The 23,060-nt window shown below is 57.7% G+C and carries 20 protein-coding genes and 1 pseudogene; 7 read left to right on the top strand and 14 right to left on the bottom strand.

From position 1 onward, the window contains the following. Window positions 1-197: 197 nt before the first annotated feature. The gene (locus tag NL116_RS01760) at window positions 198-629 is read left to right on the top strand and encodes a response regulator (RefSeq protein WP_494375765.1); all 432 of its coding nucleotides are present in this window, start codon (window positions 198-200) and stop codon (window positions 627-629) included. A 67-nt stretch (window positions 630-696) separates the two neighbouring features. Here NL116_RS01760 and NL116_RS01755 read toward each other — a convergent pair whose 3' ends face one another. Next, window positions 697-1,323, bottom strand: coding sequence for a response regulator (locus NL116_RS01755; RefSeq protein ID WP_494375764.1), 627 nt, complete (start codon window positions 1,321-1,323; stop codon window positions 697-699). Between the two features lie 1,664 nt (window positions 1,324-2,987). Here NL116_RS01755 and istA point away from each other — a divergent pair. The 6 genes and pseudogenes from istA (at window position 2,988) to NL116_RS01725 (ending at window position 6,742) form a co-directional block, all read left to right on the top strand. Next, a pseudogene (gene istA, locus NL116_RS01750) lies at window positions 2,988-4,009 on the top strand (IS21 family transposase). Continuing rightward, the gene (gene istB, locus NL116_RS01745; RefSeq protein WP_494375763.1) at window positions 4,006-4,794 is read left to right on the top strand and encodes an IS21-like element helper ATPase IstB; all 789 of its coding nucleotides are present in this window, start codon (window positions 4,006-4,008) and stop codon (window positions 4,792-4,794) included. The pseudogene istA and the gene istB overlap by 4 nt, the downstream one beginning before the upstream one ends. A gap of 468 nt (window positions 4,795-5,262) precedes the next feature. Continuing rightward, window positions 5,263-5,610, top strand: coding sequence for a hypothetical protein (locus NL116_RS01740; RefSeq protein ID WP_494375762.1), 348 nt, complete (start codon window positions 5,263-5,265; stop codon window positions 5,608-5,610). A gap of 66 nt (window positions 5,611-5,676) precedes the next feature. Continuing rightward, window positions 5,677-5,949, top strand: a complete 273-nt coding sequence (locus NL116_RS01735; protein ID WP_494375761.1) for a hypothetical protein — start codon at window positions 5,677-5,679, stop codon at window positions 5,947-5,949. Between the two features lie 252 nt (window positions 5,950-6,201). After that, on the top strand, window positions 6,202-6,393 hold the full coding sequence (locus NL116_RS01730; protein ID WP_494378165.1) for a DUF5384 family protein: 192 nt from the start codon (window positions 6,202-6,204) through the stop codon (window positions 6,391-6,393). A gap of 58 nt (window positions 6,394-6,451) precedes the next feature. Continuing rightward, window positions 6,452-6,742, top strand: coding sequence for a hypothetical protein (locus tag NL116_RS01725; RefSeq protein ID WP_494375760.1), 291 nt, complete (start codon window positions 6,452-6,454; stop codon window positions 6,740-6,742). A gap of 21 nt (window positions 6,743-6,763) precedes the next feature. On the opposite strand, the gene NL116_RS01720 is transcribed toward NL116_RS01725, so the two are convergent. The 13 genes from NL116_RS01720 to NL116_RS01660 all read right to left on the bottom strand — a co-directional run bounded on the left by NL116_RS01720 (window position 6,764) and on the right by NL116_RS01660 (window position 23,060). Continuing rightward, entirely contained in the window at window positions 6,764-6,979 is a 216-nt protein-coding gene (locus tag NL116_RS01720; protein ID WP_494375759.1) for a hypothetical protein, read from the bottom strand. Window positions 6,980-7,138: 159 nt separating this feature from the next. Continuing rightward, the gene (locus NL116_RS01715; protein ID WP_494375758.1) at window positions 7,139-8,011 is read right to left on the bottom strand and encodes a tetratricopeptide repeat protein; all 873 of its coding nucleotides are present in this window, start codon (window positions 8,009-8,011) and stop codon (window positions 7,139-7,141) included. After that, complete coding sequence (locus NL116_RS01710) at window positions 7,992-10,178, bottom strand: phospholipase D-like domain-containing protein (protein ID WP_494375757.1); 2,187 nt, start codon at window positions 10,176-10,178, stop codon at window positions 7,992-7,994. The genes NL116_RS01715 and NL116_RS01710 overlap by 20 nt, the downstream gene beginning before the upstream one ends. Beyond that, window positions 10,175-12,568: a type VI secretion system Vgr family protein gene (locus tag NL116_RS01705; RefSeq protein WP_494375756.1), complete on the bottom strand. Its 2,394-nt coding sequence runs from the start codon at window positions 12,566-12,568 to the stop codon at window positions 10,175-10,177. The genes NL116_RS01710 and NL116_RS01705 overlap by 4 nt, the downstream gene beginning before the upstream one ends. A gap of 28 nt (window positions 12,569-12,596) precedes the next feature. Next, the gene (locus NL116_RS01700; protein WP_494375755.1) at window positions 12,597-13,598 is read right to left on the bottom strand and encodes a serine/threonine-protein kinase; all 1,002 of its coding nucleotides are present in this window, start codon (window positions 13,596-13,598) and stop codon (window positions 12,597-12,599) included. Next, window positions 13,595-14,323 carry a PP2C family protein-serine/threonine phosphatase gene (locus NL116_RS01695; protein WP_494375754.1) on the bottom strand — a complete coding sequence of 243 codons (729 nt, stop codon included), beginning with the start codon at window positions 14,321-14,323 and terminating at the stop codon, window positions 13,595-13,597. Before NL116_RS01695 ends, NL116_RS01700 begins: the two co-directional genes overlap by 4 nt. Then, window positions 14,323-17,847: a type VI secretion system membrane subunit TssM gene (gene tssM / locus NL116_RS01690; RefSeq protein ID WP_494375753.1), complete on the bottom strand. Its 3,525-nt coding sequence runs from the start codon at window positions 17,845-17,847 to the stop codon at window positions 14,323-14,325. Before tssM ends, NL116_RS01695 begins: the two co-directional genes overlap by 1 nt. Window positions 17,848-17,860: 13 nt before the next feature. Then, entirely contained in the window at window positions 17,861-18,736 is an 876-nt protein-coding gene (icmH, locus tag NL116_RS01685; protein WP_494375752.1) for a type IVB secretion system protein IcmH/DotU, read from the bottom strand. Window positions 18,737-18,741: 5 nt separating this feature from the next. Then, window positions 18,742-20,073, bottom strand: a complete 1,332-nt coding sequence (gene tssK / locus NL116_RS01680; RefSeq protein WP_494375751.1) for a type VI secretion system baseplate subunit TssK — start codon at window positions 20,071-20,073, stop codon at window positions 18,742-18,744. Between the two features lie 2 nt (window positions 20,074-20,075). Continuing rightward, window positions 20,076-20,576 (bottom strand): type VI secretion system lipoprotein TssJ, encoded by a 501-nt coding sequence (gene tssJ / locus NL116_RS01675; protein ID WP_494375750.1) that lies wholly within the window; start codon window positions 20,574-20,576, stop codon window positions 20,076-20,078. A gap of 5 nt (window positions 20,577-20,581) precedes the next feature. Then, window positions 20,582-21,778 (bottom strand): type VI secretion system-associated FHA domain protein TagH, encoded by a 1,197-nt coding sequence (gene tagH, locus NL116_RS01670; RefSeq protein WP_494375749.1) that lies wholly within the window; start codon window positions 21,776-21,778, stop codon window positions 20,582-20,584. Between the two features lie 16 nt (window positions 21,779-21,794). Continuing rightward, window positions 21,795-21,935 carry a type VI secretion protein gene (locus NL116_RS01665; RefSeq protein ID WP_494375748.1) on the bottom strand — a complete coding sequence of 47 codons (141 nt, stop codon included), beginning with the start codon at window positions 21,933-21,935 and terminating at the stop codon, window positions 21,795-21,797. A gap of 288 nt (window positions 21,936-22,223) precedes the next feature. Further along, complete coding sequence (locus NL116_RS01660; protein WP_494375747.1) at window positions 22,224-23,060, bottom strand: helix-turn-helix domain-containing protein; 837 nt, start codon at window positions 23,058-23,060, stop codon at window positions 22,224-22,226.

Below are 23,060 nucleotides of genomic sequence, written 5' to 3'. Positions count from 1 at the left end.
TCGCTCAAGACCATCAAGATTCCGTCGCAAAATGTCGGAATTCCCTACACAACAAGAGCGCTTCACCGACATGACGGCACCTCAAGAGCTGAGAAGATGACGACTGTTTCCGAGAATCTTCGATCGAGCGTGCGAATCGATCAGGTGCGAGTCATCAAGCAAGATCGAAAACTCACGCAACCACAAGAGCGCTGATTATGAATGAGACCGATACACTTCAGACCCCCAGCGTATTGCTCGTGGAGGATCATCCGTTTCAATTGATGGGCCTCGCCATGCAGTTAAACCGTCAAGGCTTCTTTCGCCTGGGGTCTGCGCTCAACTGCGCTGAAGCCACGAACATGATTAACGAAGGGCGAACGTTTGACCTGCTGCTGTGCGATCAGCATTTACCGGACGGTCTTGGGCTTGACCTGATTGAATCGATTTATCGGATGGGTGCAATACGGTATGCCATTTTGCTCAGCGGTATCGAAGATCAACCCCAACTCGATCAAATGCTGCTCAACGCACAACAACAGGATTTGCCAATCTTGGCCTGCTTAAGCAAGCCCTTGGCTTCAGACCAGTTCTTCCATGCGCTGAAACCGCTTTGCCCACAACTGAGCCACCGACTCGGTCAATTCTGAAGTTCGGTCGACGCAGAATATCGACGCACCGCTCAGCTCGGTACGCATTGACGCAGCAGGGGCAGAGTCAAATGACCCGATTACGCTTCGCCAATTCCACCAATTCGAGAAAATTAGCGACCTGCAATTTGATAATCAGCCGAGCCTTATAGGTGCTAGCGGTTTTTTCACTCAACATCAATTCCTGGGCGATGTCCTTGACCCGATGCCCCCGCGCCAATTGACGCAATACCGCCAGCTCCCTGTCTGACAGCGACTTCATCAACACTTCCTCGGAAGCCAGACGCGAAGAGGTATCGACGGAAGAAAAATCCGTGGTGGGAAAGAGCGTATACCCCGCCAGCACGATCTGAGTGGCACTTAACAGCTCGTTGATGTCGCCATCTTTTGAAACAAACGCATACGCACCAGCTCTGGAGCAGCGAATGGCGTACCGCTTTACATCCAGGCTCGAGAACACAATAACCTTTATACGATCAGATTCGCCTCTCAGCCGCTGCAGCACTCCAAACCCGTCCAACCTGGGCAAATCGATGTCCAGAACGATCAAGTCGGGCATCAGGCTGCGCGCAAGGGCGACGACATCCAATCCGCTATAAGCCTCCCCCACCACCTCATGCCCAGCCTTTTCAAGTAAGAGCCGCACCGCCATGCGCACTACTGCATGGTCATCTGCAATCAATATTCTGGCCATAACTCTCCCTTTAGCATGCGCAGCATTGGTGCGTAGGCACTGAACCTAATTTAGTTTAAACCCAATGATCGCCGCGAGGTGGAAGGTCGATCGCTGCCATTGAGTGTCACGCCAAGTTACCGAGCGGGACTGAAGTTTTTCGGCCGATGATCGCCCATGATCGGTGCCTATCCCCTACCCCCATTTTAGCCATATGACCATCCAAGCGGCTGTTTTTAAACGAGGTGCAGGCTACGCGTTCCAAGGCGCGCGCGACGAAACGTTGTGTCAAATATCGAGATTTTAAGCCCATAGGGTCGCTGCCGACGCTCCGTCAGGCGGCCCCTTTTTTTGGCGGTCCTGAGAACAACCGACCTGCCTGAATTGCGGGGCTCATTGGCAGGGCGTTAGGCCAAGCCCAAAACACGCAGATTAGGCCTATTCGCAAACGACTTGCCTGTAGGGGAATCCTTCAATACCGGAGCGCAGAACAATCTGGCCGCCAACTGAATTGCTGACCTGCACAATGGCTAAGACGGCCGCTTGACCCTATTCCCTTGCGCAGCGACCACCTAGAGCCACCCTCGACTGGTAAAGCTCAGCGCAACGCGATAGCTGCATTACAGCGCGTACCGCAGCATCACCGATTTTTCCAGGTCGCCAGCAGACTGAAAAACTAATTTGCTGAAATTTTTGCCACTATAATTCTAACACCGTATGCGTACGTGTCTTGCATCTAATGGCGTCATAAACGCCAATGCCGAGTACGGGACGGCCCACTCGCCCCTCCTCCCCAGAACGATTGCGCCGCCTACATTTTGGAAACATGTCATGGCATCTGGAAGCCATACCGGCAAGGCTTCGCAAGATAGATGTGGAGGCTTTACTCACCTCAGAAAAATTGAGGACTCGGGGTAAAGCTTTCTCACAACCTAGCCATGCAAACCGGCCTCCAGCGGCTGCAATTGCAATGACAGAGAAGTCTATAGATGGAGAAGCGCTTCGGCATTGTTGGGGCTGGAACTGAACTAGATCCAGAACTTCAGTGCCGCCACGTCACGAGCCGCAACACAACAGTACACGTCAACGATTGAGTAAGATTCAATTGGCTCAGAATCTGCTCAGGGGTCCTAGGTGAAAAAGTTAGAACCCATCCGCCTTCCATTGCCAACGAGCGCGCCCGAACGATATATGTCCGAACCTCATCCGCGGTGATACCCAAGGTGTCAGCCAATTGCTGATTAGTTGGCGCGCTGTACATCATGCACTCCTTATAAGTGTCACGCCGGTTACCATTCAATAGCCCATAAACGAACACCCCGCCAGCAAATAGAGTTTTGCAATGCGGAAACATAACCATTCCGGACGCCCCAAAGGCGCTGCTTAAACTGGCAACCAGAAACCGCAATGTGACGATACTGAAGATGGACGCTCAGCGCATAGACACGCCCCCTACGTCGAGCTCGATCGAGAAAATCAGACGGCGATAACATTGGGATGGGACGACCATGAAGCCAAAGTCTGAAGCAGGAATTCGACGATGAGCCTGTCGATTATCGCAAGGAAGCCTCCACCCTACTTGGGGAGTATTCGCCGTATATCTGTCAGTACCGATGCAAAACTGACCCACCCCACCGGTTGAAAACTGACCCACTTGGGCACAATGCAGCTTTTGCGAGCTGCCCATGCTGTCCCAGGAGCAACACGTGGAAATCAGTGTTCTTATTCGTCAGGGTTTGTCTATTCGGGCCATCGCTCGGCAGATGCGCTGCTCGCGAAATACGATTCGACGCCACCTCAAATTACAATCGCAGCGCCAGCCCGTTGTCTATGGCCCTCGCGCGCAGCGCGTGGGCAAGCTTGCGCCTTTCGAGGCCTTCCTTCGCCAGCGTGTAGAAGCCGCTCGGCCGCATTGGATTCCTGCCATCGTGTTGCTCAGGGAAATCCGCGAACAGGGTTACGAAGGCGGATATTCCATCCTCACCAGCTTTCTGCTGACATTGAAAAGCAGGGCAAACGAACCTGTCGTCCGGTTCGAAACCGAGCCTGGTGAGCAGATGCAGGTCGACTTCACCATCATTCGACGTGGGCGCGATCCGCTGCTGGCATTCGTTGCGACATTGGGCTGGAGTCGCGCCAGTTACGTCGTCTTCTCTCGCCGCGAAGACTCGGCCGCGTGGTGTACCGGGATTGAAAAGGCCTTGCGCTTCTTCGGCGGTACGCCTCGAAAATTGTTGTTCGATAATGCCAAAACCATCATTCAGGAACGTGATGTTTACGGGCCTGGCGAGCACCGATGGAATCCTGCGCTACTGATCCTGGCCGAGCGGTACGGCTTTACGCCGAAAGTTTGTCGACCGTATCGGGCGCAGACCAAGGGCAAGGTCGAGCGCTTCAACCACTATTTGAAAAACAGCTTTGTAGTGCCGCTGGCTGCATCACTCAATCAAGTCAATCTGGTGCTGGACGTTGAGGTGGCGAACAGCAGGATCGGTCCCTGGTTGATAGAAATCGCCAACGCCCGCACACATGCGACAACGGCGAAATACCGCAGCACCGGCTCGATACCGAAGTGCATCATCTATTGCCGCTGCCCGATTTAAAGAGCGCCTCAAGCGTCCTGATTTCTACTGGCCAGCCAGTACCGGTTGAAAGCTTGCAGCACCCGTTATCGGTCTATCAGGCACTGCTGGAGCTACGTCCATGAGCCTTCAACACCTGCGCATCGAGTCGCTGTGCCAACAGTTCAAACTTGATACTTTTGCAACGGATTGGCCGGCACTGGCCCAGCAAGCCGCTGAAAACGAAACGAGCTACGCCGACTTCCTGGAACAACTTCTGCTCAGCGAGGATCGAGCCCGGAACGAGCGCAGACGCCAAGTACTGATGCAGCAGTCCGGACTGCCGGCAGTGAAAACGGTTGAACAATACGACTTCAAATTCGCCAGCGGCGCGCCCCAAAGCCAGATTCTGGAATTGGCGGGGCTAGCGTTTATTGAACGCAAAGAAAACGTTGTGCTGCTGGGGCCGTCGGGTGTTGGTAAAACACATTTAGCTAGCGCGCTGGCTCATCGAGCAATCATGGCGGGCATATCGACCCGATTCATATCAGCGGCCGACCTTACCCTACAACTCGTCGCAGCTCATCATCAGGGCCGCTTGGCGCAGTATTTCAGCCGTGTTGTGCAGCGCGCCAAACTGCTTGTGATCGATGAAATCGGCTATTTGCCGTTTGGCCGGGACGAAGCCAACTTGTTTTTCAATGTGATCGCCAAGAGGTATGAACATGGCAGCGTTGTGCTGACTAGCAATCTGCCGTTCAGCCAGTGGGCAACGACGTTCGCCGATGACTCGACACTGACCGCAGCGCTTCTGGATCGATTGCTGCATCACGCCCATATCGTCCAGGTCAGCGGACAGAGCTACCGGCTCAAGGACAAGCTGAAATCTGGTCAGGTGGTGCCGAGAGAAACGGCTTCGCCGCGCAAATAAACAGACCTTAAATACCGCCGGGGTGGGTCAGTTTTACTTCGGTAGGGTGGGTCAGTTTTCAACCGGTGTTGACATATATCCGCTAGCATGGTTGGTTATCGGCTCTTCATCTGAAGAAGAGTGGCTAACGAAGCTTGCCGAGCTAACGGAGCGAAGCTCGACAAATGAGCGGTCATGATCATGAGATCAACGAAGGGTAGACACGATTTGGCGCTTGACTCGGCAGCAACGCATCGCCGTAAACTTAGTTGAGGTGTCCGCCCAGCAACACCATGTAAACGCCAGTTCGACTTAGAAATTCCTGGGCGGACTGCGGAATATTAGCCAAGCAGCGAAGCTGCGTCTGTAGGGCCATCCTGAATTAACCACACACATTGCCGACTTACCCTGGTGAGGCATCCCCACGCCTCCATCGCCGCTCAACGATTTTTTTGAAGCTGCCACTAAACATTATTTACTGTCGCTTTGATGAATGCTTATTCGCAGCATTCACTTACAGACAGCGATGAACGGTCAGGTAGGCCTTTCGGTCACCGAGAGACGGCTTTCATTCGCATTAAAAAGGATACCGTCACTCTGAAGCGAGTACTCGTCGTACTGTCGGCGACTGCGGTTTTGAGCGGCCACAAGGCCACAGGTGAGCAATACCAAGACGAAGTATTCGAGGCCAACCCGGTAAACAGCCAGCACGAAGTCAAGACGGTAAAAAACGTCAAGGTGACCCCAACCAAGATCAAGGGCATCAACGAACAACAAGAAAAGCGCGTAGATGGCTGGTGGCGTCCTTCCCGTCCTGGCTGGTGGTGCGCTCGCTAAACCAAGACCACTGCCACGACAATCGTAGGTGCTATGGGCGTCGCAGGCGCAGCGGCAGAGTGGTCGATGAACAACAAAGCGTTAGTGCCTGGCGTTCTGATCAGCTATTCGGAAGTGGGCAAAACTTACACCGCCGCTCAGGTGGGCCAGTGTGTCAATTTGACCTCGGCCAGGTTTCGCTACTGGTTGAAACCATTAGCAATGAACTCGGACTCAACCAAATCCCACCTGTCCAGTAGAGGTCACCCAAAAGTAAAGTGCGGCATAAAGTACTCCTTGCCATTTTTTACGATGATGGCCATCACCAACCCCGCTTTTTCTGCCAATCCTTTTGATTAAGTCCAGCAGGTCCAGACTCAAAACGAGAATAGTAAAGCTGTTGCACAAGCCGAGGCCGCCTAGCAGTGATCGGCAGCCAACTGAGCGCGCGCCTAATACTTGCGACGCCAGCAAGCACAGCCTATCAAAATACGAAACGTAAAGCCGCCGAAACGGCCAACGCTCGTAATGGAGAGATCCAACGCCAACGCCCCAAAACAGAACAGTTTAAAGACGACTCACGTGCGTTGGCGCAAGAGAAAAAGAGACTAGATCTGGAGGCCAAAAAAAGCCACCGTAGCTCGGACCAATGAATTTATTGACGCCCACCTTAAAAATCACGCTGCAAAGCCTGCTGTTGTTCAATCTGAAGCAGATGCGCCTCTCCATTGTCTCCTCCGGGTGCCAAGGCCCTGCAAGAAAGCACGGGCGATGCCGATGTACATCGCCCAAAAAAGTCTTTAAATAAACGACTCAACCAGCCCCGCCGGAGTGCGGAGCTGAGACATCCCTAAGGGAAAATATGAAAATTTTTTTGACTTTTTTCGCAGCCTTTTTGGCCACCGCATCCACTTACGCGTTTGCTCACGAGCAACGCGCAGACAGCCAAAGCTGTCATAAAAACCACAAGACCGGCACACATCTGCTGGTTGGTTCGATGATGCAGGCATCGCAGGTGCGGCGCCAGCGACATTTTGTAACGGATAGGGGCAGGATGTTGGTGGAGCAAGCGCGGGCCCACATTGATTCGCCGAATACAGCGGAGCAACCGCCAACGCCAAATAACAAAATGTGGGGGATGGGTTCAGTCTGAAAAACCCGTTCCTTACCCGCTCTACGAACGTCTGTCTTTCGGACAGAAAATAGCGACAGCTTTGCTTAACAGACTCAAGACAAACATCACCCACGCAACGGTGAATGCAATATCAAGGCCACTGGATATGCTTCCGCTTCCGGTCGCTCCGGCAGCGATTCCCCCCAGCCCCAGCACCGCACAGAATATCGAAAGGGCTAACAACACAGCCGCCAAAATCTCCAAGGTTTTACGCATTACAGTGTTCCTTCATTCGTCGAGCTCTTCATGGACATGCTTGAGTCGAGAACCTGTGCGCCGCGAGTTTTAGCTGATGTACTTTTGTTCATGGATAAATTTAAATTTCCGGCCGCAACAAGTCCACTCACACTTGATAAGCCCGCAGCTAGCAATGCTTTAATAATCGTCAACACGCCCAGTAGGTTTCCAGTTGATATCTTTGTCGCCGTGATAACCCTGAACAGGGTGTGGTGGCAATAGATAATCTTTCGCTAAATCAGGAAACCGCAGATCTGAATTTTTGTATAACTGACTAGAAATATTGCTGTAAGCCTTCGCTATTCTTTCATTTTTCGCATAACCAAGTTCGCCATTCATAAAAGTATTTTCAATCAGCAACGCGCCTTTTTTCATACCGAGAGAAGCGGCACGCTGATAGTAATGCATGGCAACAGGATAGTTTCTATCAACTATTTTGTAATATGCAGCAAGTTCATAGTTTGCTTCCGCATCATCCTGATGTGCAGCACATCGCAGGTAAGACTCACCAAGCTTAATTTTCTTTAACTCGTAGATATAGATGCTACCGAGCCTACTTTGCGCAAGCGGACTGCCCATGTCTCCAGCTTTTAGCAAGAACATCATGGCATCTTTATCGGATTGAACTACACCGACACCACGTTGAGTCATCACACTCATATCATAGTAACCTAGCGGCACTTGAAATTTCACCATACCCATGTATAGATCTACAGCTTTATTAGTATCTTTATTAACCCCATCTCCACGCAGATAAAGTTCAGCCAAATTATGCATGGCTTTCCAATGATTTTTTTCAACCGCCTGCTGATAGAGCTTAGCAGCTTCAGCCCAATTCGGGAGACGCTCCTTGCTAATAGATCTAGCTTGTTTGAACAACTGATCCGCTTGAGGATCGAGAGATGGAGCGGTATCTAGCTCGTGGATGCACTTGAATTCTTCAGCCATGGCTGCAACTCCAAAAAACCAAAAAAACAAAACTAAAATCGATTTAATCAACTGCTTTTGCATAAGGTGTCACCACATCCCAAAATCTGACCAAATTTCCTTTGAGGGGTAAGTTACTTTTTTGATTTCTCCAATTATCGGTAATCACCTGCTCCCAATTATCATAATCGTCTGAGATATTTTCGATAAAATTTCCTTTGTTGATCTGAATTGCCTTCCCCGAATGCATCGCCCACAACCGCTTCCGCCACGTCCGCGTCGTTTTCGGACTAGGCATGGCAATGTTCAATTCAGAATCGGTCTGCAAGCTGCGTAAATTTATATTGGCCGAACCCAACGTGAAAAACAGATCATCAACCAACAGCAATTTGCTGTGCACATAAATCGACTTGTACTGCGCCGTGCCTTGTTCAGGGCCGAGGTGTTCTTCGATGACCTTATCCGTTTGCCGCTCTGCACTGGTTTTCGCGGCCACCGGACCGCCATCGTCCTTGCAGCTGACCAGGGTGGCAATGATGATTTTGAGCCCCTTCGGCGGGATCAGTTCAGGTTCCATTTCCCGCGCTGCGGCCTGGTTGTAGTGTTTGTTGGGGTCCGTTTCGATCAGGTCGTCGGCGCGGCTGGAGTCGATGTTCTCCTTGGCCATTTGCGCTTTCACGCCTGCCAAGTCCCGATCGCGCTGAGGTGAGCTGGGGCGGGCCGTCAATTCACGTTCCCGGAGGGCGAGTTGGCGCTGATCGTATTTGAGATCGCGGTGAGCCAAGGGCATCAGCTCTCCCTGCCCGAGAGTATCCAGCATCTCGTGAGTGGTGCTTGAGAAGTGACCGCTTTCCGGATTATTGGTCACCACAAACAGGTACAGGTCTTGAAGCTTGCCTGCGGCGGTGTAGTCGGCCGCGGTTTTTTTCAGGCGTTCTGCCAAGGGTTTGTAGCGGAAATACTGGTTCTCGATATAGGCGTACTGATGCACGTTGCCCAATGCCTTTTCATACACTTCAAGAATGGTGGTTTCCGGCCCTTCTTCTGGCTGGGTTCGGCAGATTTGCGCAGGCTCGCCTCCATTGCAGATGAGGCTCAATGGCTTGACCACTTTTCGCTGATCGATCAGGGAGCCGCTGAAGGCACGTTTAATCCAGTTGGTGCCCTTGTCCCAAGCATTGCAAAAGTTGTGGTTGAGGTCGAACAGCACCGGGCCACGCACATGCAGGGAGAGATCCTGCCAAGGGCCAAAGCCTTGGTCGCGCTTGCCGTTCTGGTCGTCGAAGGCATGCCCCGAGGTGTCCCAATAGTTGCGTTGCAGGTTGTGCCCCATGACGAAACCTTCGGCCGTTTGCGGTTCCATGTAGTCGATCACCAGGGTTTTCTGGTGATGGCTCGGAAACAGGCCCAGTGCGAGCATCTGGATAAAAGGTACATCCGGGGACTCGTTTTTCATCAACCGCCACAGAATGGCAAGACGCCCGTAATGTACCCGCAAGCCGTTTTCATTGTCGTAGGTCAGTTCGCCCGCCCAGTTGAAGTCGCGCGTGCGAAATTCGATGTTGCGTGCTTCACTGCTGTGAACCCAACGGTGCCAGTCACGCGTTTTGATGTGCTCGTTCGGGTCCTGCACTGTTCCGCCCGAGGCGCTGCCCTTGTTGTAGCCACTGTCCAGCGCATCCAGGTCAATCAGAATCTTAATCAATCTGTCACGCGCGGCGCGCCTGCCACTTTCGTCGCTGGGTGAGAGTTTGGCCAGCTTTGCTTGCTCTTCCTGCTGCTTTTGCAGGAGCTTCTGGCGTTTTGCATCTCGTCCGCTGGTGTCCGCGGGCTGGCCTTGGATCATGCCCGAGCCCATCGAGTTTCCGCCAGAACCGTTCCAGCCTTCACCGATGACCGAATTTTCCCCAAGCTGGGCCAGTCGGTTGTTCCAGATCAGCACGCGCACTTCCACGCCCTGATCAGCCTTTTTCCTGAGCAATTCGCCCAGGCTGAGGCTGTCGGCCGAGCCGCGATTAAGGCGCAGGCCCGGGTCAAATCCCCAGCTGATGAGGTCGATGCTGCGCTTGGCCTTCTGTAAGCACTCATACACTTTGCCGAACGCTTCCTCACCACACACCAGCGGGGTGACGATGTTGCCCGCCGGGCGCGGCGGGCTCAGCGGATTGTTTTTGTGCGCGAACCAGTCGGCACTCAAGGTCGCGGTGCTTTCTGTAACCGAAAGCGATAATTTCTGATCGAGGTAGGTCATTCCAGTAATTCCTTTGACGCTTTCGGCTCGCTTTGATCTGCCCACAGTTGGCGGAATACGTCGCTGATGTTCGCAGCTTCAAGCGACGCCGCTCCCTCAGGGAAATCACGGAAGCCTTCGCGCCCCATCTGTTCAGTACGGTGGCGCGTCTTGCCGGTGGATTCTTCACTCATGTCCATGCTGAAACGATGGCCGTTGATGGTTTCCACGACATAGTTGCGGGTACCCGGAATGTGCTGGAACACCACGTTGCCCTGCTCATCACTGAAGCCTTTGCTAATCGGCACGCCATCCGCATAGAGCTGATAGGGCTCATCGGCATAACCCGGCATGTTCGGCAAAGGCGCAATGCGCAGGCGTAGTTGTCCGGGAGGTGTTTCCTTCAATGGATTGGCCAACGCCTGATCCATCAAACTCCCCGCCTTATCCTTATCAGCAGCACTGGGCAGCACCGGCGGCTTAATCCCGACCCCAGTCCCACTCCCCGCCGAACCACCCGCATTAATCTTCACCACCGGCCCAACAACCGTCACCCCACCGGCATCCAGCTTGATAAAGCTGCCACCACCCAAAATGGTCAGCTCCGACCCCGCCTCGATAACAATCTTCGCCCCAGCCTTCAGATGAATCTCTTTCCCAACGCTGGTCAGCTGCGCAGTCCCCAGCTTCACATGCTGGTTCTGCCCAATTGTCAGGTGATCATCCAGCCGCGTTTCAACCTTACGATCAGCAATCGTCGTGCGATGTTCTTCAGCCTTGAGCTCGGTGTAGGTGTTCTTCACCACCGTGTCATGCCGCTCATTGCCGACGCGAATTTTCTGATCGTGCTCAATGTTTTCATCCCAATCCCGCTGGGCATGAATAAAGATCTGCTCCACCCCTTTCTTGTCTTCAATGCGCAGTTCATTGAACCCGCCGCCCCCCGGGGAGCTGAGGGTTTTGAAGACGGTGCGGGTTTTATTGGCCGGCAGTTCGTAGGGAACCTGGTTTTCCTTGTGGTACAGGCAACCGGTCACCAACGGCTGATCGGGATCCCCTTCAAGGAACGTCACCAGCACTTCCATGCCGATGCGCGGAATGACAATCGCGCCATACCGATCCCCGGCCCAACTCGAAGACACGCGCATCCAGCAGCTGGTTTTGTCATCCGCCAGCCCTTCGCGGTCCCAGTGGAATTGCACTTTGATGCGACCGTACTGATCGCAGTGAATTTCTTCGCCCTTGGGCCCGGTGACCATGGCGGTCTGGCTGCCGAGCACACGCGGTTTCGGGTGTTGCAGCGCCGGGCGGTAGAACACGTTCCACGGGGTGGCGAGGAAGCGGTTGCGGTAGCCCTGGTGGAAGTCGTCTTTGTTGTCGGTGGTGTCGCTGGTCACCGACTCTTCGAGGACTTGCGGTTGTTTGCCTTCGTGGACGATTTCGGTGAGCAACCAGAGGTCGTTCCACTCGGTGCGCGGGTGGTCGGACATTTCCAGGAAGTGGCCGCTGATGAGCCGGGTCTGGTCGCCGTGGCCTTCGGCTTGCTGGTAGTCGGCGCGGTGGCGTTCGAGGGCGCGTTGGCTGAGGAATTTGCCGCGCGCGCGATCGAGGAAGCGGCCGGGGTAGTCGTAGTCTTCGAGGTCTGGCTCTGTGCTCTCGCCGTCGGGCTTGTAGGCGGCTTCAAGTTGCAGGCGTGGTTTTTCGAAATCGTAGTCGCGGCGCGTGACGCGGCCGGTGCGGGTTTCGAGGCGCAGTTTGAAGCCTTTGATGACGGGCTCGTCGGCGACCATGCCGCTGCCTTGCACATACGCGGTTGGCTGGCCGAGCTTCGGGAACACGGTCTGGTCGTCGCCGAAGACCAGCAGATGGGCTTTGTCGCTGTGCTGGAAGTGGTAGTGAATGCCTTCCTCTTCGCACAGGCGCTGGACGAAGTGCAGGTCGGTTTCGTCATATTGCACGCAGTAGTCGCGGTCCGGGCAGGGCTGGCTCAACTGGAATTTGTAGGCGTTGCCCTTGATACCGTGCTCATCGAGGATCAGCGCGATGATTTTCGGCGCGGACATCTGCTGGTAGATGCGCTGGTTGGTGCGGTGATGCAGGTATTGCAGGTGCGGCACCAGGGAGACTTTGTAGCGGGTCAGGCGCTTGCCGGCATCGCCTTGGGCGACGCGGTAGATCTGGCCGTGGATGCCACTGCCTCCGCCCGTAGAAGAAGCAGCATCGAACGCCAGGAACGCCTGTTTGTGCAGCAGCTGTTCCAGGTCCAGATCAGGGTTTTCGCTGACCAGTTCGAGGTCGAAGCGATACGGCTGGCTGATGCCTTCGGTGCCGGTGAACGACAGCACTTGCAGGTCGCCTGCATAGTCTTCCACAGTCAGGCTGAAGTGGGTTTCGTTAGCGAGGTTGAACATTGCTTGCTCCCTGTTCGGTGGTCATCCGTTACGCCCCAAATCGCAGGCGTTGCAGCAAAGGCGAAGTGGCGCCCAAGGCGTCACGCAGTTGGGCGGCGGTGATGGTGCGCTGGGCCGCATCGAAAGCCAGTGCGGTTCGCAAGGCTGGCCAGCAGTGTTTGGGCAGGTTTCGCGGCGGGTGCAGCTCGCGCTCAAGCTGGCCGTCGCGGGCCTCGGTCGAGGGCAAGCGGCGGAACGGGTGTTTGCCGCCGGCCAGTTCGTAGAGCACGCAGGCCACGCCGTACACATCGGCACTGGCGGTCAGCGGTTGGCCTTCGAGCAGTTCCGGGGCGGCGTAGCCCGGGGTCCAGGCGTTGAAGCGGTCGCGACTCAGGTGCGGCAGGCCGGGGAGAATGCCTTCCACAGCCTGGCCGAGGCCGAAGTCGAACAGGCGCACGCCTTCTTCGCTGAGCATCACGTTGCTCGGTTTCAGGTCGCCGTGCAGCACGCCGCGCGCGTGGGCGTAGGCCAGTGCGTCGAGCAGCGGCAGCGCGATGTCGCGCAGTTCTTTCCACGGCAAGCCCAGGGGCCGCTCGCAGAGTAATTTGTCCAGGGTCAGCCCACGCATGAGTTCCATGGTGATGAAGGCGCGCTGGCAGTCGGTGTCCACTTCAAAGCTGTGCAACCGCAGCACGTTGTCGTGGCGCAGGCGTCGGGTCAGGGCGAACTCGCTGTAGAGCAAGGCACTGGCGTCCGGCGATTCGGCAAATTCTTCGCTGAGGATTTTCAGCGCGATGTAAGGGTCGGGGTCGCCGAACTGTTCGCTCAGCAAGTCCCGTGCGCGGTAGACCGCGCCCATGCCGCCGGCACCGAGCAGGCGCTCGATGCGGTAACGGCCCGCGAGCACGTCAGGCATCTCGCCGAGGCTGGGCTTGGTCGGTGCCATTGCCGGTTCTGACTTATGAAATTTGGCAAACGCAAAGTACGTCAGGTTATTGCCCTGCTCTTCGCTGATCAGCAGCTCGTCGAGCGGCGGCATGAGTTGGGTCATTGGCGGATCACCACGGCAGTCAGGTTGTCTCGCGCCGAGCCACGCAGCGCGCCATCGAACAAACGCTCCAGCGCAACGTGCGGCGCGCTCAGGCTCATGGCCGCCCCCAAGGCATCCCGACTCAGCTCGTTGTACAAACCATCACTGCACAACAGAAACGCATCACCGGGGTAGACCTCGAGTTCGAGCACGTCCAGCGTCAGCACATCAGCCGCCCCGACCGCACGGGTCAGGGCATGGGCCGCAGGGTGAGCCTTGGCGGCTTCGACACTCATGTTTTGCTCATGGATCAGTTGCTGTTGCAGCGAGTGGTCCCTGGATAACTGATACAAACGCCGATTGCGCCACAGGTAGCAACGGCTGTCGCCGGCCCAGATGCAGGCCGCGCGATGGCCGTCCACCAGCAGCGCCACCACGGTGCTGCCCATGATGCTGTCGTGACGCCCGGCGGTGACGGTCAACTCCTGGCCCAAGCGGCGGTTGAGCCAGTGCAGGCACTGGCGAATGCCTTTGAGGCGTTCGTCGAAATCATCCTGCACCGGCAATTCGCCCAGGCTGGCAACGATCAACTGGCTGGCGATGTCGCCCCCCTGATGACCGCCCATACCGTCCGCGACCACCCACAGCCCCTGCTGTGGACAGTCGAGAAAGGCATCTTCGTTGCGCGCCCGAACCTTGCCGGCGTCGGTACGCGCAGCGCTGCGCCAGGGACTGGCAACCAGCATCAGAGCTGCACCGGCATACGGAAGGTGCGCAGCACGCCCATGTCGAACGGGTTCGGCGTGCGCTGGCTCGATAGCAGGTAGTTGGCCCGCAGGCCACCCACGTCAGCCTTGAGCACCAGCACATCGCGACCGCTCAGGAACTCGGTCTGCATCAGGTCGAACAGACGGAACAACGACCATGGACCGGTGTTTTTCTGTATGCCGATCGGGCGTCCGGCCATTTTGTCGAGGACCAGGCTGGCGCGACCGTCTTCCGCGTCAGTCGGCCATTTGAACGACACCGGTACGATCGGACCGTGGCGGTACTCCAGGGTCTTGTCGCCAAAGGTGAATTCGGAACGGCTAACGGCCGGGTCAAGGGTATACGGCTCCAGTTTGAACTGCACTTGCGGCTCGGCCGGGTTGGCGGCGAAGAAGCTCTGGCGGATCACTTGGGCGGCGGCCATCTGATCGAGGTAGACCTTGGAGATCGGCAGGCTGTGACCGTCGATGCGGCGCAGGCGGTAATTGCCCGGATCACCGCTCACGAACGGACGCATGTAGGTGTCGAAAAAGCGGTCGTTGATGCCCTGGGCCTTGAAGAACTCGCGGAAGTCGCTGATCGCCACGTCGCTGGTGCTGTGGGCGCTGAACGGGTAACGCTTGTTGATCGCCTTGCCGTAGAAACTGTACAGCTCGCTCTGATAGCGCTGGTTCAGGTACCGGTGGGAATCGTGGAGCACCAGACGCCAGGTGTCTTCAGCCAGTACGTTGAACCACACGCTGACCGGACGCGGCAGACGGTTAGACGCATTGCGCACGCTGCTCAGCGCATCACGCTGGCCGCTCATGCGGGTCTTGGCCATTTCAAATGCGGCTTGATCCGGCGCACTGGCACGGGCCAGGCTGGCCATTTGCAATTGCAGGTCGCTGAGCGCGATCAGGGCCGGGGTCAACTCAGCGGTCGGGCCATTGTTGTCGTCCAGCAAACGGTGCAGCGGTTCGAAGCGACGTTGCAGGGATTTCTTCGCCGTGTCCGGCAGGTTCTTCGTCATGTCAGCGGCTTTACCCGCCGCGGCTGCCGCGAGTTTGCCGAGTTGGCCGCCCTTCTCAGCCAGTTTCCCCGCTGCATCGGCGACGTCGTCCGCGGTGTCGGCCAACACCGGGAAGTGGGTGTTCTCGCGCACTTCCACCAACAGCGCCAATACGGGCGAGTTGGCCGAGGTCAGGCCGGCCAGTTGCTCAGCGCCCTCGCCCGCATCATTGACCGGTGGCAAGGCCACCCGACCAACCGCTTCGCTCCAGAGGTTGGCGTAGTCGCGGAAGTACAGCTGCTCCAGCTCGACCATCAGCCGACGCAAGTCCATGCCGCTGATGCCCGAGCCTTCGCCCAGCACCCAGTTGTCACGCAGGATATCGGTGACCAGCGCACTGCCCTGAACCGAGAAATACTGCTGATACCCCTGCTGGGTGTAGAAGCCGGGGATCACGTAATCGGTGCCGACAAACAGCGAACCTTGCGGGCCGAGGTGTTGGCTGAGACGGTATTCCGGCAGGTTGCGGGCCTGCTCGCGCAGCATCCGGTAAACCACGTTGGCCAGCGATTCGCTGCGCAAGACCTGACGTGCCTGCGCCACCAGTTGCTCGTTCAGCAGATAGATAAACGGCTGCTGCAGCAACCGCTCGAAGTGCGCGTTCAAACTGTTCTGCACGGCGGTGTTGCCGGCGTAGCGCTGGGACCATTCGGTGGCGACCCAATCCTTGAGCCACGGGCCGTCGCGACGGTCTTTCATGTTCAGCATCAGGTACGCCCGCAGGCTGTTGAGCAGGCGTTCGCGGTCCTTCATGTTGGCGCGGATCTGCCCTTCCAACACCGTCGCGACCTTCGGCAGCAGTTGCGCTTCAAGCTCGCGCTCGTAGGCACCCTTGACCACCGGATTGACCTCTTCGCCCTGATACAAACCGCCCCGTTCGCGATAACTCACGTCGCCTTTTTTCGGGAACACCTGAGTGACTGCGTAGGCGGTGTCTAACGGCTTGAGCACCGCCATGGAATCATCACGCGCGGTCAGCGCCGAGCGTTGTTGCGTCCAGTGAGTGGCGAGGTTGCGCAGGTTTTCCAGACGCTCGTAGTTGGCGGAGAAACCGCCCGCCCACAGCATGCCGAACAGTGCCAATGCCGCCAAAGCACCCACATACAGGGCACGTTGGCCCCAATGGATGCGGCTGCGTTCGCGCTTGTCCAGGCCGGCCAGATTGGCCTCGGGAAAAATCACCCGGCTGAGCAAGTGGTGAATGAAGCGCGAACGGCCGCTGCGCAAGGTCGGCAGCACGCCCGCGTTCATCCCCAGATTGGCGCCGATGCCGGCGGTGGTCTGGTCCATTTCCAGAGTCAGGTGCGGTGCGCTGGTCAAGTAGAAACCGCGCAACTGGCTGACACGCTGGTAGCGGTTGCCGGTGAACGCCATGTCGACGAACAGGCACAGGCGCTCGCCGATCTGCCCCAGTTGGTGCGGGAAATCGAGGATGCGGCCACGGCGCTGGGTGTCACGCTCCTGGTGCATGCGCATGATCACCTGACTGTTCAGACGACGCAGCAGCTCTTCGAACTCGGCGCGCAACACGGCCACGTCGGTGCCACTCTGCTCTTTGCGAAAGCTGGTACCGAACACCTGAGCGCTTTCTTCGCGGGTCAGTTGATCGAAGAACTCTTCAAAACCGAGCAGCTTGTCGGCCTTGCTCAGCACCAGGTAAACCGGCACATCGACATGGAGTTTTTGGTGCACCTCTTGCAGTCGGGACCGCACCTGGCGCGCCAGGACTTCGAGGTCCGGCTCGCTACCGCTCAGCAGCAGCTCTACCGGAATCGTCACCAGCACACCGTTCAACGGACGGTTACGGCGACGCTTGCGCAGCAGGTCGAGCAAGGTGCTCCAGGCACTGCCGTCGACTTCACCGTCCGGCTGAGTCAGGTAGCGCCCGGCGGTGTCGATCAGCACACCGTGGTCGGCGAAGTACCAGTCGCAATGACGGGTGCCTAGGGTGTCGCGGGTCAGTTTGCGGTCGATCTTGTTGATCGGAAACTCAAGGCCCGAGAAGTCCAGCAGGCTGGTCTTGCCGCTGCCCTGCGGGCCGACCAGCAAGTACCACGGCAAATCACTGCGCCAGTGCTCGCTGCGACCGCGATACAGGCTCGAGGTCTTGAGGGTTTGTAGCGCGTCCTTGAAACGCACCTTCAACTCTTTCTGTTCTTCGTCGATCAGCTCTTCGCGGCGGATGCGATCCTGGCCGTCTTCGGTGTCTTCAACGGCTTTTTTACGCACACCGGCGCGCCAGCTGACGAAGACCATGGTCAGGCCCCAGATCAGGAACAGCACACTGATGGTCAGCAAGCGCGAGGTCGAACCTTCCCAGAACTTGTAGTCATCCACCGCCAGCAGCGGCCCGACGAACCACACCAGCAGCGCGACAAACAGCACCACCAGCAAGGTCCAGACCCAGGTCTTGCGCAAGAATGCGCCGACTTTCTTGAAAAACTTTTTCATCACACGTCTCTGTTTACGGCTGTGACTGCGGCTGGACCGCGGCCGGTTCCAGCGGCTGGAAAGGTTGCAGTACGGTGTCGCGCTGCTCGCCGAGCACCCAGGCAAAACCCGAATACATCGCTACCAGGCAGACGAAGGTAAACAGCACCACCATCCACGCTGGCACGATGCGCACCAGGCTGCGACGCTGATCGTTCAGGCCTTCCCAGTGCGGCGACAGCTCACGCGGCACGTCGCCACGCAGTTGGCGGATCTGCCGGTACAAGGCATCGCGGATGCCTTCAAGTTCGAGCACGCCGCGGGTTTGTACGCGGTACTTGCCCTCGAAACCGAGGGACAGGCACAGGTACATCAGTTCCAGTATTGGCAGGTGCTTGACCGGGTTTTTCGTCACGAGATCCAGCAACTGGAAGATCTTTTCGCCGCCGAAGGTCTCGTTGTGGAAGCTGCTGAGCAGGCTCATCCGCGACCACTCGCTTTCGTTGCCCCATGGCGTGGTCACGACGGCTTCGTCGACCACCGTGCACAGCACGTAACGTGCGGTCATCACCTGGCTGCTTTCGGCCCCGTTGTGCAGGGCGCGCACTTCAAACAGTTTGAGCCCGGCGGTCAGTCGCTCGTTGAGCGCGAACATGTCCTCGCGGGCGGGATTGTGCTTGAGCCGCACCACTTCCGAGAGCAACTCCGAGGCGGCGGCCACCAAGGAATTGAGGCTGATGTTGAACGCTTCGGCCGGACGCAGGCGCGCGGCATAAATCATCCGTTCCTGGAGCTGTTCGAAACGCGGCGGTGCCGCGAAATCAGTCAGTGGACCTTGTGCCGGGCCGTGGCTCTCACGGTCGAGCAAGACAGTTTTATCGTCCTGGTGGTGTTCCATGTCCTTGATCATGTCGGTCAGTTCCTGATGGCCCAGAATTTCAGTTCAAGCTCGGCGAATTCGCCGGACACGTGGAACGCGAAACCGCCGGAGCGCTCGAGTTGTGCCAGGTCTTCGGAACTGAGTTCGAGAATGAAATAGGTTTTGTTGGAGTGGAACGCGATCTGTCGTGGGGCCACCGGCAGCGGTTTGACCTTGATGCCCGGCAGGTGCAGGTTGACCAACTGGCGGATGCGTTCCACCGGGCCGACCTTGAGGTGCGCCGGCAAGCGGTGGCGCAGTTCTTCGCTGTCGCAGTTAGCACTGGCCGCCAGCACGAACGAGGCCGAGCCCAGCAGTTTGTGGTCGTGCAACGGCGAGACGATGATCCCGTACTGACGCTCCTGCAGGATCAGTTCGATGGCGTGCTGTTCCAGCACCATCGACAGCACCTGACGGATCGCTTCCATCAGTTTGCGGAAACTCGCGCCCTGATCGCTGTGCTGGTAACGGCTGTCCAGGCGCGGGCGTTTGCTGTCGCTGGAGAAGGTCGCCAGATCACCAAGCATGGTCAGCAACGTGCGGTACAACTCTTCCGGGTGCACCTGTTCCAGACCCAAGTAGTGACGCAACAGCAGCTCGGTGCGGTTGATCAGTTGCAGCATCATGAAGTCGCCGATTTCCGCGCCGCCGACCTTGCCGTGGGAACGGATGCGCTCGGCGATGGTGTCGCCGCGGTGCCCGAGCATGCTGATCACTTCTTTGAGGCACGACAGCAGGTAGCTGGAGGAATGCGCCTGAATGTAGGTCGGCACGAAATCCGGGGCGAGGCTGATCACGCCGTCGGGGGTGGTGTCGAACACCTCACAGATCTTCAGCTTCACGTAGGCCTGGTCGCTCTGCTGCTCGCCGAGCAACAGTTTGAAGTCCGGGCGACCACAGCGCACCTGGCTGGCGGAATCGTCGCCGGCGTTGGAGTCGGCGACTTCGGCTTCGTACGCGGTGTAGCGCGCCAGTACGTCGGATTGCTCCGCACGACGCGCCTCGATGTGGTTACCGGTGACCAGCGGCAATGCCAGATAGATCGGCGTGTTGCCAGTGTTCGGCGGTACGTCCAGCGCCAGCGGCTCGGTGTTGCCACCCAGTTCGAACAGGCTGCCGTCCGGCAAAATCCCCGACGCCTGGCTGACCACCAGTTTGCCCATGTTGAGGAACTGTAAGTCGATATCGATGTGGAGAAAGCCCCAGGTGTAGCTGCCCAGCAACTGGGTGCGGGTCTTCATCTGGTGGTCGTAGTAACGATCGTTGTGCTGAAAGTGCTGCGGGCGCAGCAGCATGCCTTCCTGCCAAATGACTTTATGGGGATTCATGATCAGTCAACTACCTTGGCGAGCGCTTCGTGGCTATTGCGGATACCGGCTTGATCCAGCGTCAAGTCAGCATCAGTGACGTGCACCGGGGTGATTTGCACGGTGTAGCGCCATTTGCTTTCCGGCAGGTCGCGGTAGGCGGCGAGCACGCCAACGTAGCGGCTGCCCTCCTCCACGCTGAGTTTCAGCTCAACGGTTTCGCCGGGGCGCAGCTCGAGTTCTTCGCTGGCCACCAGGTCTGGGGCCAGGGATTCCTTGGCGCGTTCATACAGGCTGAAGAAGTCGGCATTTTCGAACGTCACCGGATGCTTGAGCTCGAACAGGCGCACGACAATCGGCGACGGACGCCCGTTGAGGTCCGGGTTCAGCTGATCGCTGGCGGTCAGTTTCAGGTCGAGCTTGGTGACTGTCGAATACGGCGACAGTGACGAGCAGCCGGCCAACAGCACCAGGGCCATGAGCGCCGTCAGCGTCTTGAAAAAAGCGGTCGAGCAGCGAGACATGCGCATCATCCTTGGTGGTCGGTGTGTAGGGTGGAAATCAGGCGGATCTGCTCTTCGTAAGCCTGAGCGAAGTCGCGGGCCAGCAGGCGTTCGCTCCAGTCATCGTCCTGACGCAGGGCCTGGTGATAACGACCGTAGGCTCTCCAGCGACTGCCCGAGGTGGCGAGCAACGGCTTGTTGTCGCGCTCGAAACGCAGGGTCAATTGCTGCGGCGAAAAGTGCTCCAGCGTGCCGCGAACGGCAGCGCGGCTGGCGGTCAGCAAGGCCACCTGGTGCGCCTGCAAATCGCGGAACGCGCGGGAGATCGCTTGCTCGGCCGGCAACTGGCCCGGCTTATTCGGCTGCAACAAAATGCCCAGCGCTTCACCGGCATCGACGGCGAATTTCAGCGGGTTCTTTTGCGAGCCTTGCACGGTGGTCTGGGCCAGCCGCAGTTCGTTTTTCAGTTCGCTGCGGGTGCGCAGGCTCTGCTGCAAACCGCCGACGCTTTGCTTGAGCAAGCGTGCCGCGTTCAGCGCCAGGGCTTCGCGGGCGTCGTGGTCGAGGCCTTTGAGGTCCACGCCGAGCGCGGCACCGAAATGCTCCCAAAAGCCTTCGCTCTGACGCTCCACCGCTTTCGGTGCTGGGGCCGGCGCGGGTTCGGCCGGCGCGTTGATCAGCTCCGGGACCATCATGTTTTCCATGTCGATACGGGTATAGTCAGCGCGCTGACGGGTGTCCTCGATAGAAGTGTTCGGAGTGATCAATTGCTCGATTTCCGAATACACGTAGGCTTGCTGACCCAATGCATTGAGCGGGTCAAGGTCAAGAAAGGCGTCATCCGGAATGACGCTGCCTGCCGCTTGCGGACGGCCGACTTCCACGTCAAAGCTCGCCGGGTCACGCACCAGCCGCGCGCGGATCTCGAAATCACCCAGCACATAGACGCTGCCACTCTCGATGCGCATGGCTTCGCCCTTGGGCAGGCGGGCGCCGCTGCCGCCGTCCTGAATACCGTTGCTGCTGATGTCAGTCAGGAAAAACGTGCCTTCGCGGTAGCTGATCAACGCGTGATGGTTGGACAGATGCCGCTTGCGGTCCGGAATGATCCAGTCGCAATCCTCGCCCCGACCGATGACGCCAACGGCCTGTTTGAAGGTCTTCTGGCACAAATCGGGGGGCACGAACTGCTGGGTGTTGAGCATTTCGAAAACCAGTTCCATGGTGATACTCCTGCGGTCACTTGCCGCGATTGACCGCCTGCGGATCACCCAATGGGCGATAGGTGTTGTCGTTGTATTTGTAATTGCCGCTGCAGCCGCCGAGGCTGCATAGAACGACGAGGGTCAGCAGGACGGCTTGCCAGTGACGAACAGGCATCAGAGGGTCTCCAGGGATAGACAAAGCACAAAGCGCCGACCCGTTTGGGCGGCGCTATCAGAAGCGAATAAGGTGGGTTGGGAGGCTCTAATCCAGCGACTAGAGCTGATCCCCTGTGGCGAGAGGGCTTGTCGGCACGCCGCATCGCTACGTTCGGCTGCGCAGCAGTCGCAATCCAGCCAGGGCGGTCTGTAGATGGGGCTATCGGTAGTGGCGCCGATTCGTGACCCATTGGCGGCAAGTCCCCTCGCCACAGGGAGCCAATTCACCACAAGAATTACTTTCGGGTTAAGCATCAAAATCACCCAGTTTGATATTCAGACGCCCGAGGCGATACAGCAGGGTGCGGCGTGGCAGCCCGAGTTCGCGGGCGGCCCGGGTCTGGTTCCCGTCGTTTTTGCGCAGACAATCGAGCAGCAGGCTACGTTCGACCTGTTCCAGGCGTTCGCGCAGGTTCAGGCTGCTGTCTTCCGGCATGGCTTCCATGCGCAGGGAGAAATGCTCGGCCAGCAACTCGCCGCCCTCGCACAACAGAACGGCGCGTTCGACCAGGCCTTTGAGTTCGCGAACGTTGCCGGGGAACGCGTAACCGGACTGGTGACGCAAGCGTTGCAGCAGGTGCAGTTGGCCGAGCACGAACGAGCCCAATTGACCGAGGGAGTCGGCAAAGCCTTGCAGGTCGATATGCCGGCGACTGGCGCACAGCAGCAAGCCTTCAACCGACTTCTGCTGATTGACCAGCGGCACGCACAACAACGACTGCCAAGGCGTGGCCTGGGGTGGCAGGAACCTGGTTTCGTGCAGGCTGCCGCTCAGTTCGCTGAGGCTCACCACGCGGTTCTGGCATAGGGCGAATTGCAGCAGTTGCTCACCGTTGTAATCCGCCGGCAGGCTCGCCGCTTCCCGAGGTTGCAGGATGCCGTTCAGGCACTCGGCATTCATTCCCAGGCAGGTGTGGGTCGCGTCCAGCAGGTACAGTTGCGTCAGTTCGCAACCGCTGAGCTCGGCCAGACCGCGCACGAAGTCACCCAGCAGCGCAGCCCCGTCCGCCGCGCGCGACAGGCTGGCGAACTGCGCCAGCAAGGCTTCGGCATACACCAGCGGTTGCGGCACTCGAGTGAACAT

The organism is Pseudomonas sp. FBCC-B1667, from assembly GCF_059133255.1.
Note: the sequence above shows the minus strand (reverse complement) of the source record. Positions and strands in the feature narration are given on the sequence as shown.